The sequence below is a fragment of the Macrococcus sp. DPC7161 genome (assembly GCF_004117835.1).
Taxonomy (GTDB): domain Bacteria; phylum Bacillota; class Bacilli; order Staphylococcales; family Staphylococcaceae; genus SDSC01.
In genome coordinates this window covers 145,441-160,863 of record NZ_SDSC01000003.1, presented here as the reverse complement: position 1 = coordinate 160,863, position 15,423 = coordinate 145,441, and the positions used below count along the sequence as shown (strand labels likewise).

The following is a 15,423-nucleotide window of genomic DNA, read 5'->3' as shown; positions in this document are numbered from 1 at the left end:
TCTGTGGCTCATTTGTCGTTTGCACTTGAGCTGCAGAAAGATCTGTGGCTCATCTGTCGTTTGCACTTGAGCTGCAGAATCGTCTGTGGCTCATCTGTCATTTGCACTTGAGCTGCAGAAAGATCTGTGCCCTTTATTGGTAATGTCTCAATACCCGTTCCATCATTGTTTCATTTTTTTCTGTAATATCCATACGTCTTGGTATGGCTTCATATGCTTCTAAATCACTTTCGAATGTTTCCGGTAGTTTGATTTCTGACTTTGGCTGCCATTTATCTCTAAATGTTTGTGGTAATTTACCGTTTAATGCTCTACCTGTTTGCATAACAGCATAAACTTGTGCAAATACAAATGGCGCGACTTGAAAGACATTATATCCACCACCACCAACAGCAATCCATTTTTGATTTGTATATTGTTTGCTGAGTTTTAGGATGATTTCAGGTATACGTTTAAATGTTTCGTGTGTACATGATAAGTGTGTTAAGGGATCTAAGTAATGTGCATCTGCACCGTGTACACTAAAGATAATATCGGGTTTAAAGAATTCGCATGCTTGTTTAATACTTGTTTCAAATATTTCTAGAAAGCTATCATCTTCTGTATACGCATCGATTGGTAAATTCATCGTATACAAATAGCCTTCACCATCTCCACGTTCGTTGATGCCACCGGTTCCTGGGAATAAATAACGTCCAGTTTCATGGATAGAGTAGGTGAATACATCTGAGTCATTATAAAATGAAAATTGAACGCCATCTCCATGGTGTGCGTCTGTATCGATATACATTACTTTTTGGTTGTATTTTGTTGCTAAATATTTGCATGCAATGGCACTATCATTATAAATACAAAATCCTGATGCGCGTCCTGAGAAACCATGATGCAAACCGCCACCAAAGTGAACACATTTAACCATTTTGCCTTGCATGACAGCATCTACAGCTGTAAGTGTCCCTCCCACGATAAGTCGGCATGCATCATGCATTCCTTTAAAATTAGGTGTATCGGTTGTATTAAGACCATACTTTTGACACATGTCATCTGAAAGTTCATTGGTACTCGCTTTTTTGACTGCTTCGATATAGTCAGGTTGATGTATTAATTGAAGTTCCTCGTCTGTTGCATATCTAGGGATTATGATTTGATCTTGATTTAATAGGTCATATGATTCTAATAATTCTTTTGTTAGTAGTAATCGCATTTGATTGAAAGGATGCGTATCTGAAAATCGATATTTTAAAAGTGCGTCAGAATATACGAATCCTGTCATAGGCCATTATCCATCGGTTGTTGAACTTTATATCCTTTATCAATCAATGCTTGAATAATATTTCCTGGATGCATACTTTTCATTCTAATAGTGACGAGTTTATAGCCTTCATGTGATTTGTCCCGGTAGACTAAAATACTTTCAATACTCACACTTTGTTTATGGAATACTTCTGTTACGCTATGCATAATACCTGGAACATCCGGTACTTGTACTTGAATGGTTGAACCGGGAGATAAGTTGCCGGTAAGTTCAATAAATGTGTTTAGCATGTCTTTTTGCGTAACAATCCCAATTAATTGATTTCTTTTAACGACAGGGATACTACCAATATTTTCTTCATAAAAGTCTATTGCGATATCTTCAACGAAATCAAGTGGGTGACATGTTACGATATTTGTTAGCATAATTTTTGAAATCGGTGTTTGTAATAAAGCTTTTGGATCCTCAGTGGATAGAATTGAAGGTAAAGATAAATTAATGTCTTTATCTGATACTATACCAACTAACTGATTTTCAAGATTCGTAATCGGTAAATGTCTAATTTTATGTTGATGCATGATTTGCAATGCTTCTTCAATGGTGACAGAATCTAGTATTGAAATACATGGACTTGTCATAATGCGTTCTACTAACATATAAGCCTCCTAAAAAAAGAATCGATTCGTAAATCTGATTTTATCAAATGCTTCTATTTGCTCATTGGTGATGCGTTTACCAATACGTGCCATTAAACAATTGGCCGGATGACTTGTAATTTCAGGATCATTCGTCGAGAAGACTTCCATACCACCAGCAGCCATCATTTTTTGCATCATCTTTTTATATTCAAATACATTCAATCCTGTATTCTTTAAATCCCAATGCCAATAATATTCTGTCGTGATTATGATGTAATCTTCAACTTGATCATCAAGCATTGCGACTTCTAACATATTCTTGCCGATGCCAAGTGAACGATATTGATTTGAGATTTCTATTGCACCGAGTTCAAGCAAATATTCAAGGTTATCCATTGACCATCTTTCTAATGGGTCTGGGTAAAGATAGGTTGTATAACCGATAATATGGTCATTAATACGCGCAATGATGATGCGACCTTCATTAAGTTCTGCAATTTCTTGTATTGCGATAAATTGTTCTTGTGGTCTTCTAAAGGCATCTAAGTCATCATCAAATGTATATGTTTCTAATATAGTTCTTTCCACTGGACCTTCAATCGATATTGTTCCATTGGGCGTTACAAGCTTACGTTGGTAAAAGGTTTTAGTATGTTGCATAGTGCCTCCTTTCATTAAAATCAAATTATTTTGAAATTTCAATCAACTTTATTATATAATAAAGTTGTAAACTTGAAAACGATTACAAAGGGGATGTATGAATGAAGACAGAAATTTATGATGTAGTAAAAGGGGACTACAACTTAAAAGACTATGAAGCAACATATAAAAACTTTGATTGGCAATCTGTTGAATCTTATTTTTCTTGGCATAAAACAGGAAAAGTAAATATGGCTTATGAATGTATTGATCGTCACGTTGATGAAGGTAAAGGGGATAAAATTGCCTTACATTACAAAGATGCTGATCGTTTAGAACATTACACATTTAAAGAAATGCAATTATTATCTAATAAAGCGGCAAATGTATTAAAGGATGTTGCTGGGGTAAAAAAGGGGGATAGAGTATTTATTTTTATGCCACGCTCACCTGAATTATACTTTGCGCTATTAGGAACATTAAAAATTGGTGCGATTGTTGGACCATTATTTGAAGCATTTATGACACAAGCTGTTAAAGATCGTTTAGATAACAGTGATGCTAGTGTGATCATTACAACAAAAGCATTAGTTGGTAGAATTCCTAAAGAAGAATTGCCAAATCTTGAACATATTATCTTGATTGATGAAGATGTTGATGAGGCTGATGGCATTTTAGATTACAACAAACATTTTAAAGATAGTAGTGATCAATTTGATATTGAGTGGTTAGATAAAGAAGATGGATTAATCTTGCATTATACTTCAGGGTCTACTGGTCAACCTAAAGGTGTGTTACATGTACAAAATGCAATGATTCAACATTATTTATCAGCACACTATGTGTTAGATATTAAAGAAGACGATGTATATTGGTGTACAGCTGACCCAGGTTGGGTTACTGGTACAAGCTATGGCATCTTTGCGCCGTGGTTATGCGGTGCAACGAATGTTATTGCGGGTGGCAGATTCTCACCAGAAGGTTGGTATAAAGTCATTGAAACATTTAAAGTTACGATTTGGTATTCAGCACCAACGGCATTTAGAATGTTAATGGGTGCTGGGGATGGATTAATCGAAAAGTATGATTTATCTTCATTAAGACATGTTTTATCAGTTGGTGAGCCTTTAAATCCAGAAGTTATTAAATGGGGACATCAAGCATTTGGATTACGCATTCATGATACTTGGTGGATGACTGAGACTGGTGGACATATGATTGTCAACTATCCTTCAATGCCAATTAAATCAGGCTCAATGGGTAAACCTTTACCAGGCGTGATTGCAGCTATTGTTGATAATGATGGCAATGAGTTACCACCAAACAGAATGGGGAACTTGGCACTTAAAAAAGGGTGGCCATCAATGATGCGCACAATTTGGAAAAATGAAGCGAAATATGAATCATATTTCTTACCAAATGATTGGTATATTTCTGGAGATTCAGCGTATATGGATGAAGATGGCTACTTCTGGTTCCAAGGACGAGTAGATGATGTGATTATGACTGCTGGGGAACGCGTTGGACCATTTGAAGTAGAATCTAAACTTGTAGAACATCCAGCAGTTCAAGAAGCAGGTGTTATCGGTAAGCCTGATCCAATAAGAGGTGAAATTATTAAAGCATTCATTGCGCTTAGAGAAGGCTATGAACCAAGTGATGCACTTAAAGAAGAAATTAGAGTATTCGTAAAAGAAGGACTTGCAGCACATGCGGCACCTAGAGAAATTGAATTTAAAGACAAATTACCGAAAACAAGATCAGGTAAAATCATGAGACGTGTATTAAAAGCATGGGAGCTTAATTTACCAACAGGTGACCTAAGTACAATGGAAGATTAAAGCTGTACAAAAGCGTTTAGCACCGAGTAAAAATCGAACACGACCCAAAATAGCTTTTTGATTTTGAGTGAGTGAGAGATTGTTTACCGAAGGTGCTGCTTTTGGAAAGCAGAAGATTAAAGCTGTACAAAAGCGTTTAGCACCGAGTAAAAATCGAACACGACCCAAAATAGCTTTTTGATTTTGTGTGAGTGAGAGATTGTTTACCGAAGGTGCTGCTTTTGGAAAGCAGAGAATAAAAGCTGTACAAAAGCATGAGATATTTATGCATATCTCATGCCATTTTTATGATTACTGACACGTAAAAAATAATTTTTCAGAAAAGGTAAAAATTTAAACCGAAAAAGTCGACAATTTGAAAGCGTTATCTTATTATTAATATGTAAGCAAATTTTTATGTAAGGGGAATGTTAAAAATGGCTAAGTATTTATCAGATTTAGAAATTGCAAATCAAGCAACAATTAGACCAATTAATGAAATTGCTGAAGAAGCGGGTATTCCTTTAGAAGCAGTTGAACCTTATGGTCATTATAAAGCAAAGATTGATACTTCTAAAATTACGACGAACAAAGAAGGTAAAGTTGTTCTTGTAACTGCAATGAGCCCAACACCTGCTGGTGAAGGTAAATCAACAGTAACTGTTGGTATTTCAGATGCATTTAAAGAACTTGGTAAAAGTGTAATGGTTGCATTACGTGAACCAAGTTTAGGACCTGTATTTGGTATGAAAGGTGGGGCTACTGGTGGTGGCCGTGCTCAAGTATTACCGATGGAAGAAATCAACTTACACTTTAATGGGGACTTACATGCAATTACTACTGCAAATAATGCATTAGCTGCATTTATTGATAACCATATTTATCAAGGTAACCAATTAAACATTGACCCACGTCGTGTTGAATGGAAACGTGTTATTGACATGAACGACCGTACGTTACGTCAAGTAGTTGTTGGTTTAGGTGGTCCATTCAAAGGTGTACCTCGTGAAGATGGTTTTGATATTACAGTTGCTTCTGAAATTATGGCTGTATTCTGTTTATCAAATAACATTACTGACTTAAAAGAAAACTTAGGTAAAATGACAATCGGTTACACTTATGATCGTAAACCAGTTACAGTTAAAGATTTAGGTGTTGAAGGTGCATTAACATTAATTCTTAAAGATGCTTTAAAACCAAACTTAGTACAAACAATTGAAGGTACACCAGCTTTAATCCACGGTGGTCCATTCGCGAATATCGCACATGGTTGTAACTCAATTATCGCAACAAAAACTGCTCGTAAATTAGCGGATATCGTTGTTACTGAATCTGGATTTGGTTCTGATTTAGGTGCTGAGAAATTCATGGATATTAAAGCGCGTAAAGCTGAAATTCAACCTGATGCTATTGTTGTTGTAGCAACAATCCGTGCATTAAAAATGCATGGTGGTGTAGCGAAAACTGAATTAGGTACTGAAAACGTAGAAGCTTTAAAATCAGGTATTCAAAACTTAGAAAAACATATCGAAAACTTACAATTATTCGGTGTTGAACCTGTTATCGCATTAAACAACTTCGTAACAGATACAGACGCTGAACGTGAATTTGTTCAAAACTGGGCTAAAGAACGTGGCGTAAAATTAGCTTTAACTGAAGTTTGGGAACATGGTGGAAAAGGCGGCGTTGAGCTTGCTAAATTAGTACTTGAAGTATTAGAAAAACCACAATCATTCAAACATTTATATGATTTATCAATGCCTGTAGAAGAAAAAATCCGTACAATCGTACAAAAAATCTACGGTGCTGATGATGTTATTTTTGCTGATAAAGCGAAAAAGCAACTTAAAACTATTGCTGACAATGGCTGGAATGAATACCCAGTTTGTATGGCTAAAACACAATACTCATTCTCAGATGATCCAACGAAATTAGGTCGTCCATCTGGATTTAACGTAACAATTCGTGAGTTAATTCCTAAAACAGGTGCTGGATTTATCGTAGCATTAACAGGAGACATCATGACAATGCCTGGTTTACCAAAACAACCAGCAGCATTAAAAATGGATGTTGATGCAGAAGGAAATGCTGTAGGATTATTCTAATCAAAAAAATAACAACCGCCTCAATCTGAGGCGGTTGTTTTTTTTTCTTGTTTTTTAACTGCTTTATGTGTGTCTGATACATTTGTTTTTGTTGTGATTTTATCTTTCGTGTTTGGATCAAGTTTAATACCAAGTCTTGATAATACTTTATAATCATCGATTTTCTTAGGAGATAAGTCTGTATTTTTAAAGACTAAACTTGATTTCACTGGTTCTTTCGTATCACAATTGCCGCTTAAACTATTGGTGATTTGACATAATTGGACGTTAGATACGCTGCCTGGTTGTGTGAATCGTTTGTTAACGCCCATTTGATTAGGAGCAGCTTGAGTCGCACTATTAACCAAATCTCGCCAAAGTTTTAATTGGTAATGATTTTCTTCATCGAAAGTAGTTGGTTTATCATAACCCATCCAAATGCCCATAGTTACTTTAGGATTATAAGCGACAAATAAACTGTCTGTTGCATTTTGTGCTGTACCTGTTTTTCCAGCCCAATCTTGATTGTATAAGAATGTGCCTTTCAATTCACCAGCACTACCAGTGTTTAATACACCTCTAAGCATATCCGTCATGATATAAGCGGTTGCCTTTTTGAAGACGCGTTTAGGTGAAGCTTCATGTTCATAAAGTACTTTGCCACTACGTGTTTTAATGGATTCAATCATATAGCTTTCTTGATAATTTCCATCATTTGCAAGTGTTGAGAAGCCATCAACATCATCTTCTAAAGTAATATCTGTCGCACCAAGTGCTAAACTTAAGTTTTCTTTTTCATCTTTAGGGATATCGATATCCATTTTCTCTAAGAATTCCCATGGTTTACGATCTTGAATACTTGAGTATAGTCTTAAAGCACTTAAGTTAAATGAATTTTCTAATGCATATCGGGTTGTAACAGGGCCATATTCAATACGAGCGTAGTTTTCTGGTGAATAACCATTATAATCGAACTTTTTATCTAATAGCATCGTTTCTGGAGTTGTTACACCATATTCAATAGCAGGTGCATAAGCTAACAATGGTTTCATCGTAGAACCTGGTGAACGCTTCGTTCGCATTGCATGGTTGTTTTGAGATTTATCATGATCACGGCCGCCGATAAATGCTAAAATCTTACCTGTTTCATTTTCTTTTAATAAAGCACCGACTTCTTGTTGCATTGTTTGTTGTTTTCCATCAATAGTGACTGTTCTATCATATGAATAATAATTTGGATTCGATTTAATCTTATCCATTTGATCGAAAATTGGTTTATTGATAGTTGTATTAATGATGTAACCATTATTTCGAATGGCACGTTCAGCAATACCAATATATTTTTCATTCAGAATAGGGGTCTCATCTAATTCTTGCCTAGAAATATTATCTTCTTTCGCAAATTGATATTTTAAAATATCGACCGTACGTCTTTCTACTTCGGCTGTTAAATATGGATATTTTTCATTTGGGACATCAACTTTATCTTTTAAATGTTTAATGATGTCGTATTTTTTAGCTTTATTATATTCTTCTTGAGTAATTTTCTTTTCTTGAAGCATTCTTTTTAATACATATTGTTGTCTATCTAATCCTGGTTGAAGCATTGCTTTGTTTTTCAATTTACCGTTGTTTAAAAATGGCGTGTATGTATATGGATTTTGTGGCATACCAGCAATATATGCACTTTCTGCAATATTAAGAGATTTTGCAGATTTACCGAATAAACCGTTCGCTGTTGCTTCAATACCAGCAATATTTTGACCATTTGTATTGCGACCAAAACTTACAACATTTAAATAAGCTTCAATAATTTCTTTTTTTGTTAATGTCTTTTCTACCTTTGCACTGAGTAACATTTCTTTTGCTTTACGTTTAAATGAAGTTTCGTTAGTTAGCAATTGGTTCTTTATAAGCTGTTGTGTTAACGTTGAGCCACCACTTGTTACACCCATATTTAGAAATTCTTGAAGTGTTGCACGAACAAAAGCTTTCGGCACAATGCCGTTATGATGATAAAAATTTTCATCTTCAGTTGCAACGAGTGCATCAATCACATGAGGACTCATTTCATCATATTTTACGACTTGCCTCTGTAAATCGGTATTTAAGTTACCTAAAGTTTCTCCAGTACCAAAATAAACTGTCGTACTTTCACTCATTTCATATAATGCTTTCTTAAGTGAGACACTATCCTTTACTGGTTCATCTTTTACAAGTGCAAGAAAATAGCCTGTTCCAAAACCTAAAATCAAAAACATTGTAACTGTCATTGCACATATAAAAAATAAAGTAGTTTTTGTAATCGTTTCATACAAGCCGTTAAATATGACATAAGGTGTCCATTCAATGGATTGGAAAGATGTTTTTATTCTATTGTATAAATTTTGCATCTTTTCTTTCATCTTATATCCTCCATAATGGCATTATTATACCATAAGTTCTGCTTGACGTAATAAACGACATTGTTTAAACTGTTAATTAACCAATTATATATTGAATTGATATGGGACAAGTAATAAATGATTTTAGATGTAGAGAGCTAAGTGGTTGGTGAAAACTTAGACAAAATGATTTATGAATACACCCTTTATGATATCAAGCGGACAATGACCGTTTCATTGAAAGTGACAATCATTTTGATTGTAAGTATGGTGGTACCGTGCATTCAAGCACCCTTACGTTATGTAAGGGTGCTTTTTTGTATACAAATAAATTTAGGAGGATTTTTTCATGACAAATGCATTATTAGAAGACTTAAGATGGAGAGGTCTTATCTATCAAGAAACGCATCCAGAAGCGATTGAAGCATTATTAAATAAGGAGTCTGTTAGTGTATATTGTGGAACAGATCCGACTGCAGATAGCTTACACATTGGACACTTATTGCCGTTTTTAACATTAAAAAGATTTCAACAACATGGACACCGTCCAGTCGTTTTAATCGGTGGAGCAACAGGAATGATTGGTGACCCATCTGGTCGTACGGATGAACGTACATTACAAACGTTAGAACAAGTTCAAAAGAATGTTGACGGCATCAAAGCACAAATGGAACAACTTTTTGATTTTGAAGGTGAAACTGGCGCGCTTCGAGTGGATAATAAAGACTGGTTAGGCGAAATTGATTTATTAACGTTTTTACGTGATTACGGTAAACACGTTGGTGTGAATTACTTATTAGCGAAAGACAGTATTGCATCACGTTTAGAAACAGGTATTTCATTCACTGAGTTTACATATACAATTCTACAAGCCATTGACTTTGGGCATTTAAATAAAACACACAACGTGAAATTGCAAATCGGTGGTAGTGACCAATGGGGTAATATTACAAGCGGTATCGAATTGATGCGTCGTATGTACGGTGAAGTAGAAGCATTTGGATTAACAGTACCGTTAGTAACGAAATCAGATGGTAAGAAGTTTGGTAAATCTGAAGGTGGCGCGATTTGGTTAGATCGCACAAAAACAAGTCCTTATGAATTCTACCAATTCTGGATCAATACACCCGATAGTGATGTCATCAAATTCTTAAAATACTTTACATTTTTAGATAAAGATGCGATTGACGCTTTAGAAAAATCTGTAGAAACTGAACCACATTTAAGATTGGCACAAAAAACATTAGCCGAAGAAGTAACAAAATATGTTCATGATGAACATGCATTAGAAGAAGCAAAACGTATCACTGAAAGTTTATTTAAAGGTGATTTAAAAGCTTTAACAGCGGATGAATTAAGAACAAGTTTTAAAGATGTACCACAAGCAGTAGTATCAACTTCAAATTTAGTAGATTTATTAATTGAAGCAGGTATTTCACCAAGTAAACGCCAAGCACGTGAAGATATTACAAACGGCGCAATTTCGTTAAACGGTGAAAAACAACAAGACGTCAATTATGAAGTTCAAAGTTCAGATAAAATTGATAACGAATTTACAATCGTTAGACGCGGTAAAAAGAAATACTTTATGGTGAAATATCTATAGTTTAGGGAGACTTCCGTCTCTCTTTTTTTATATTTGATGATATTTGCTATATTGACAAAAATATAAACTAAAAGATTTCTATTATGACGCGTTTTAAATATAATAAAGATGGGTAATAAAAATTAATAACATAAAAGGAGATTACTTATGAAAAAATTATTAGTACCAATTATCGTAATTGTTGTGATATTAGCACTAGCTGCATCAATGTTAATTGCACCATACAATAAATTGGTGGATTACAGTCAAGAAGTAGATAAACAAGAGTCTAATATTGATACACAATTGCAACGAAGAGTGGATTTAATTCCAAACTTAGTGAACACTGTTAAAGGTTATGCTAGCCATGAAAAAGAAGTATTCCAAAGTGTGGCTGATGCTAGAAGTAAATTAGCTGGCGCTAAAACAATTGAAGAAAAATCAAGTGCCAACCAAGAGTTATCTTCAGCATTAAACCGTTTAATTGCGATTAGTGAAGCTTATCCTGAATTAAAAGCAGATGCACAATTTACTGGTTTAAGAGATGAATTAGCAGGTACAGAAAACCGTATCCAAGTTGCACGTAAAGATTACAATGATGTGGTTTCAGAATACAATAAAGTTGTGAAACGATTCCCAGGTAGTATTGCTGCCAGTATTTTAGGATATAAAGAACGTGCTTACTTTAAAGCGGATGACAATGCGAAAAATGCACCAAAAGTTGATTTTAATAAATAATACAATTTATAAATGAAAAGTTGTGATCTCATGAAAAAGTGTTTTGCTTTATTGGGTATATTCTTTTTATTCTGTACATTTCATAATGTAACCCATGCAGCATCGCCTTTACCTCAATTAGAAAAGCCAGTATATATTCAAGATCATTTGGATGTGTTCACATCATCTGAGAAAGATACATTAAATCAACGATCTGATACACTTAAAAATGGTACGACGAGTGAAATCTTGTTAATGTTAATGCCAACGATAGGGCAAGAAAACAGACAAGATTATGCGTTAAGAGCAGGGCGAGAATATGGTGTAGGTGATACTAAAAAAGAAAATGGTATTGTTATTTTATTGAATTTAGATAATGGTAATGAATACCGTAATAGAGGTATTGCAGTTGCAGTGGGTTACGGATTAGAAGGTGTCTTAAATGATGCCAAAGTAGGACAGCTTATTGATCAATATGCTTTAGAAGATATGAAAAAAGCAATTGCAATTGATCCTAAAGGAAAAGATCCACTTTCTAAGCAGTATATTAATAAAGCTGTTACAAAGCTTTACAATGCAATTGTTGATGAAGTGAACAAAGCTTATGGTTTTGACGGTAAAACTTATAAACAAAAAGAACCTGAGCAGCAAAGTGAAGGATTCAGCATATTTGAAATCATTATCGCAATATTCTTTGTCTATTTAATCATTTCGATTTTCTTTAATAATGGCGGTCGAGGTAATGGTGGTAGACGAGGTGGCAGCGGACCAATTATTTTCTTCCCAACAGGAGGCGGCTTCTCATCTGGAGGCTTCTCGAGTGGAAGTAGTGGTGGCAGCTTCGGCGATAGTTTTGGTGATAGTTTCGGTGCTGGTGGCGGCTTTGGTGGCGGCGGTGCTGATAGAGGATTTTAAATAATTAAATATTAACAATAAGAAACGAAAGGCTGATAAATCATCATGATTTATCAGCCTTTCGGTTTTATTATTATTGTGTTTTTTGGTCGTTAGTACTTCTTAAAGTGAGGTTCACTTCTTTTGTTTCACCGTCTCTTAATATTGTAAATTTCACAACATCACCGACTTTTTTCTCAGAATAAATATAACTTCTTAAATCAGAATCAGATTGCACTTCCTTACCATCTGCTTTAAGTATAATGTCATATTTCTTAAATGATTTACCAGCGTAGCTATCCGTATCGGCAACAAGTACACCTTTATGATCTTTTACTTTTAATTCTTCTAAATATTGTTCAGGGACACTTTCCATACTGATTAGAGATAGCCCCATATATGGACGAATGACTTTGCCATCTTTCACAAGCTGTTCTATGATTGTTTTTACATCATTTGATGGAATTGCAAATCCGATACCCTCAACTTCAGTTAATGCAATTTTCATTGAGTTAATACCAATCAATTCACCATTAGTATTGATTAAAGCGCCACCAGAGTTACCTGGATTAATCGCAGCATCCGTTTGTATTGCTTTAACTTTCGATGCACCTGCAGAAGTCTTCACAGTCATATCACGTTCTTTTGCACTAATAATCCCTTGTGTGACACTACCAGAGAATTCTAAACCGAGAGGATTACCAATCGCATAAACTGTATCTCCAGTATGAATGTTATTCGAATTGCTAAAGACCATTGGCTTAATATTAAATTGGCCATTTATCTTAAGTACGGCGATATCCGTTAATGCATCTTTACCAACTAAATCCGCGTCAACCGTTTTACCATTTGCGAGTTTCACTTTAATTTGACTTGCACCTTCTACGACGTGATTGTTCGTAACGATATAAGCATGGTCATTATTGACTTGATAAATGACACCAGAGCCTGTACCTGATTCTTGTGGGTCATTGGATTTCGTATCTGCATTAAAATAATCAAATATATTGTTAGATTTTTGCATATTGATTACACCAACGATGGATGGAGAAACGCTTTCTAACATTTGAGTTAAGTTAGATTTTTTCGTTTTCGTATTTGAAGTTGTAATCGTAGCTTCTTTAACACTATTATTCGTAATCCCTTGATGATCCAATAATTGTGTCGCACCAACGGTCAAACCTGACCCAAGTACCGCAGCAAGCAATAGTTTACCAAATCCTGCATTAGACTTTGATTTTGGTGGGTTTGTAAGTTGTTCTTGTCTTCTTGCTTGATACATTTCTGTTTGCTGTGTTGATTGATTTTCTGATTGATTCATTGTTGAATCGTTTTGTGGATCGTTCACATGTTCGTTATTTTGATTTTCCAAATACATTCACCTCTAAAACAAAATCATTTATCAAAATAATTTAGATAAAATAATAAAAAAATTAATCAAAAAAGAATGATTAAACAAATAAAACAGATATTACATAGATTAAACGCTATAATGAACATTAATTCAATCATGTAGAACAGTAATAATATAATACATAGATATCATGAAACAAACATAAAATTATTATTAAAATTAAATGATAATTTTATTTTCTTGAAAAAATCGTTATAATGTAATTATCAAACATTAAGGAGAGCCTATGTATTCTTTTTTAGCGCGAATCTTATATATTATATTAGTCAAATTATTTAAAAAAGTAAAAGTAAAAGGGTTGGAGCACATTCCGAAAAATGGTGGTTATATTGTAACGTGCAATCATACATCCATGGTTGAAATCATTATTCTTGCGATGGCATTGTATCCAATTGAAGTGCATTATATGGCGAAACAAGAATTATTCAAAAATAAATTTTTGAATCAATTCTTTAAATCAGTCAATGCATTTCCTGTAAACCGTGAAAATCCTGGGCCAAGCTCATTAAAGACACCTATTAAATTATTAAAACAAGATCAAGTTGTTGGTATCTTTCCAAGTGGTAGTAGAACTGAAGGAGCACCATTAAAAAAAGGTGCTGCAACGATGGCTTATTTAGCAAAGTCGACCATATTACCAGCTAAGTATGAAGGGCCGACTAGGTTTAGAGATATCTTTAAAAAACAGGGCGATTGCTATATTATCTTTGGAGAAATTATTGATACGACGAAAATAGAAGGTCATAATAAATCAGAAATCATCGATAATATTACTGCAGTACTTGAGCAAACAACACATCAACTACAAAAATAACGCGTAAACAAAAGTTTACGCGTTATTTTTATGCTTCATATACAAAAGTCTCAACATCATCAGGGTAAATAAAATCGAGTTTAATCACTTGTTTCTTGTTCGTCTGACCAGCTCGAACTTTTAATTGGTTCATTAATAAACGTTTATATTTCTGTTTTTCTTGATGAGAATTTATTAATTTATATTCTGGGAGGTAGTTTGAGCTAGGATATGTAATCTTAAGTACAATGTTATCCATACTTTCATCTCCTAATATTCGAGTTATATTCATTATTCCCTATGTTTACTCATATTAAACATTGCATAAAAAATGAATAAAATAAAAACAAAAACATAAGCTAGATGCAATCATATCAATAAAAGCATGAAAATTTAGAAAAATAATATATTAAATATTCAGAATATATAGTATAATTTTCTTATGAAAATAGAATAAGGAATGATCTCATGAATCAAGAAACAGTGTATATGGATGAATTTGTATCGAAATTATGTGATGATAAACGTACTCAATTTCAACAACTGTATCAATTGTTCAAAGAAACATCTGGTTATGAAGGAGTATTATGGGGCCCATCTATGGTTGGATTTGGTGAATATCATTATGAAATTGATGAAAAGTTTGAAGGAGATGCACCACTGGTTGCATTTGCAATTAAAAAGAACAAAATTAGTTTATATTTAGCGCCAGATAATGATGAAAGAGATGTATTATTAAAATCATTAGGAAAACATACAGTAGGTAAGACATGTGTGTATATTAATCAAATTGAAGATATCGATACTGAAGTATTAAAGGCATTGATTAAAAGTACAATGCAATATTTAAAAAAGAAATATCAAAAAACATAAAAAAAGAAACCATTGCGTACTAAGCAATGGTTTCATTGTTGTCAGATTGAATATTAAATAAACTTAATTCTAAATCTTTTAATTTAGCAAAAGCCGCATCATCTAATATATCTAAAGTTGCTGTTTCATCTAGAAGAGATTCAATGATGGTAATATCTATATCTGTTGCTGTCGAAATTTGATAAGCTGTTAACTTACCGCTAAATAATTTCGGTAGGCGTTTCATAAAATCACCCTCAATAAATATGTATTTAACTCATTATAATCAATTCTTCACAAAATGTTAATCTTTTTTTGAAATTCTACAAAATTAACTTGAAATGTTGT

At 33.9% G+C, this 15,423-nt stretch carries 14 protein-coding genes; 7 read left to right on the top strand and 7 right to left on the bottom strand.

Annotated features, from left to right (window positions below; translation table 11 throughout):
* Positions 1 to 133 precede the first annotated feature (133 nt).
* The 3 genes from ER639_RS06160 to ER639_RS06150 are packed head-to-tail and all read right to left on the bottom strand — an operon-like array spanning position 134 to position 2,553.
* The gene (locus tag ER639_RS06160; protein WP_129064897.1) at positions 134 to 1,273 is read right to left on the bottom strand and encodes an acetoin utilization protein AcuC; all 1,140 of its coding nucleotides are present in this window, start codon (positions 1,271 to 1,273) and stop codon (positions 134 to 136) included.
* On the bottom strand, positions 1,270 to 1,911 hold the full coding sequence (locus tag ER639_RS06155; RefSeq protein ID WP_129064896.1) for a CBS and ACT domain-containing protein: 642 nt from the start codon (positions 1,909 to 1,911) through the stop codon (positions 1,270 to 1,272). Before ER639_RS06155 ends, ER639_RS06160 begins: the two co-directional genes overlap by 4 nt.
* Before the next feature lie 9 nt (positions 1,912 to 1,920).
* Positions 1,921 to 2,553: a GNAT family N-acetyltransferase gene (locus ER639_RS06150; protein WP_129064895.1), complete on the bottom strand. Its 633-nt coding sequence runs from the start codon at positions 2,551 to 2,553 to the stop codon at positions 1,921 to 1,923.
* A gap of 101 nt (positions 2,554 to 2,654) precedes the next feature.
* Between ER639_RS06150 and acsA the strand changes: the two genes are divergently transcribed.
* Complete coding sequence (acsA, locus tag ER639_RS06145; protein WP_129064894.1) at positions 2,655 to 4,373, top strand: acetate--CoA ligase; 1,719 nt, start codon at positions 2,655 to 2,657, stop codon at positions 4,371 to 4,373.
* A gap of 416 nt (positions 4,374 to 4,789) precedes the next feature.
* Positions 4,790 to 6,457, top strand: a complete 1,668-nt coding sequence (locus ER639_RS06140) for a formate--tetrahydrofolate ligase (protein WP_129064893.1) — start codon at positions 4,790 to 4,792, stop codon at positions 6,455 to 6,457.
* A gap of 20 nt (positions 6,458 to 6,477) precedes the next feature.
* Here the strand turns inward: ER639_RS06140 and ER639_RS06135 are convergent, their stop codons facing one another.
* Positions 6,478 to 8,841: a transglycosylase domain-containing protein gene (locus tag ER639_RS06135; protein ID WP_129064892.1), complete on the bottom strand. Its 2,364-nt coding sequence runs from the start codon at positions 8,839 to 8,841 to the stop codon at positions 6,478 to 6,480.
* A 328-nt stretch (positions 8,842 to 9,169) separates the two neighbouring features.
* On the opposite strand from ER639_RS06135, the gene tyrS reads away from it, so the two are divergent.
* The 3 genes from tyrS to ER639_RS06120 all read left to right on the top strand — a co-directional run bounded on the left by tyrS (position 9,170) and on the right by ER639_RS06120 (position 12,037).
* Positions 9,170 to 10,426: a tyrosine--tRNA ligase gene (tyrS, locus tag ER639_RS06130; RefSeq protein WP_129064891.1), complete on the top strand. Its 1,257-nt coding sequence runs from the start codon at positions 9,170 to 9,172 to the stop codon at positions 10,424 to 10,426.
* Positions 10,427 to 10,573: 147 nt separating this feature from the next.
* Positions 10,574 to 11,143, top strand: coding sequence for a LemA family protein (locus ER639_RS06125; protein WP_129064890.1), 570 nt, complete (start codon positions 10,574 to 10,576; stop codon positions 11,141 to 11,143).
* Between the two features lie 30 nt (positions 11,144 to 11,173).
* The gene (locus tag ER639_RS06120) at positions 11,174 to 12,037 is read left to right on the top strand and encodes a TPM domain-containing protein (protein WP_129064889.1); all 864 of its coding nucleotides are present in this window, start codon (positions 11,174 to 11,176) and stop codon (positions 12,035 to 12,037) included.
* Between the two features lie 73 nt (positions 12,038 to 12,110).
* Here ER639_RS06120 and ER639_RS06115 read toward each other — a convergent pair whose 3' ends face one another.
* Complete coding sequence (locus tag ER639_RS06115) at positions 12,111 to 13,388, bottom strand: S1C family serine protease (RefSeq protein ID WP_240664001.1); 1,278 nt, start codon at positions 13,386 to 13,388, stop codon at positions 12,111 to 12,113.
* Between the two features lie 268 nt (positions 13,389 to 13,656).
* Between ER639_RS06115 and ER639_RS06110 the strand changes: the two genes are divergently transcribed.
* Positions 13,657 to 14,244 (top strand): lysophospholipid acyltransferase family protein, encoded by a 588-nt coding sequence (locus ER639_RS06110; RefSeq protein WP_129064888.1) that lies wholly within the window; start codon positions 13,657 to 13,659, stop codon positions 14,242 to 14,244.
* 28 nt (positions 14,245 to 14,272) lie between these two features.
* On the opposite strand, the gene ER639_RS06105 is transcribed toward ER639_RS06110, so the two are convergent.
* Positions 14,273 to 14,482 (bottom strand): hypothetical protein, encoded by a 210-nt coding sequence (locus ER639_RS06105; RefSeq protein WP_129064887.1) that lies wholly within the window; start codon positions 14,480 to 14,482, stop codon positions 14,273 to 14,275.
* Between the two features lie 209 nt (positions 14,483 to 14,691).
* Between ER639_RS06105 and ER639_RS06100 the strand changes: the two genes are divergently transcribed.
* A complete protein-coding gene (locus tag ER639_RS06100; protein ID WP_129064886.1) occupies positions 14,692 to 15,096 on the top strand; it encodes a DUF1801 domain-containing protein in 405 nt (134 codons plus the stop codon).
* 19 nt (positions 15,097 to 15,115) lie between these two features.
* Here ER639_RS06100 and ER639_RS06095 read toward each other — a convergent pair whose 3' ends face one another.
* Complete coding sequence (locus ER639_RS06095) at positions 15,116 to 15,322, bottom strand: hypothetical protein (protein WP_129064885.1); 207 nt, start codon at positions 15,320 to 15,322, stop codon at positions 15,116 to 15,118.
* Between the last annotated feature and the right edge of the window lie 101 nt (positions 15,323 to 15,423).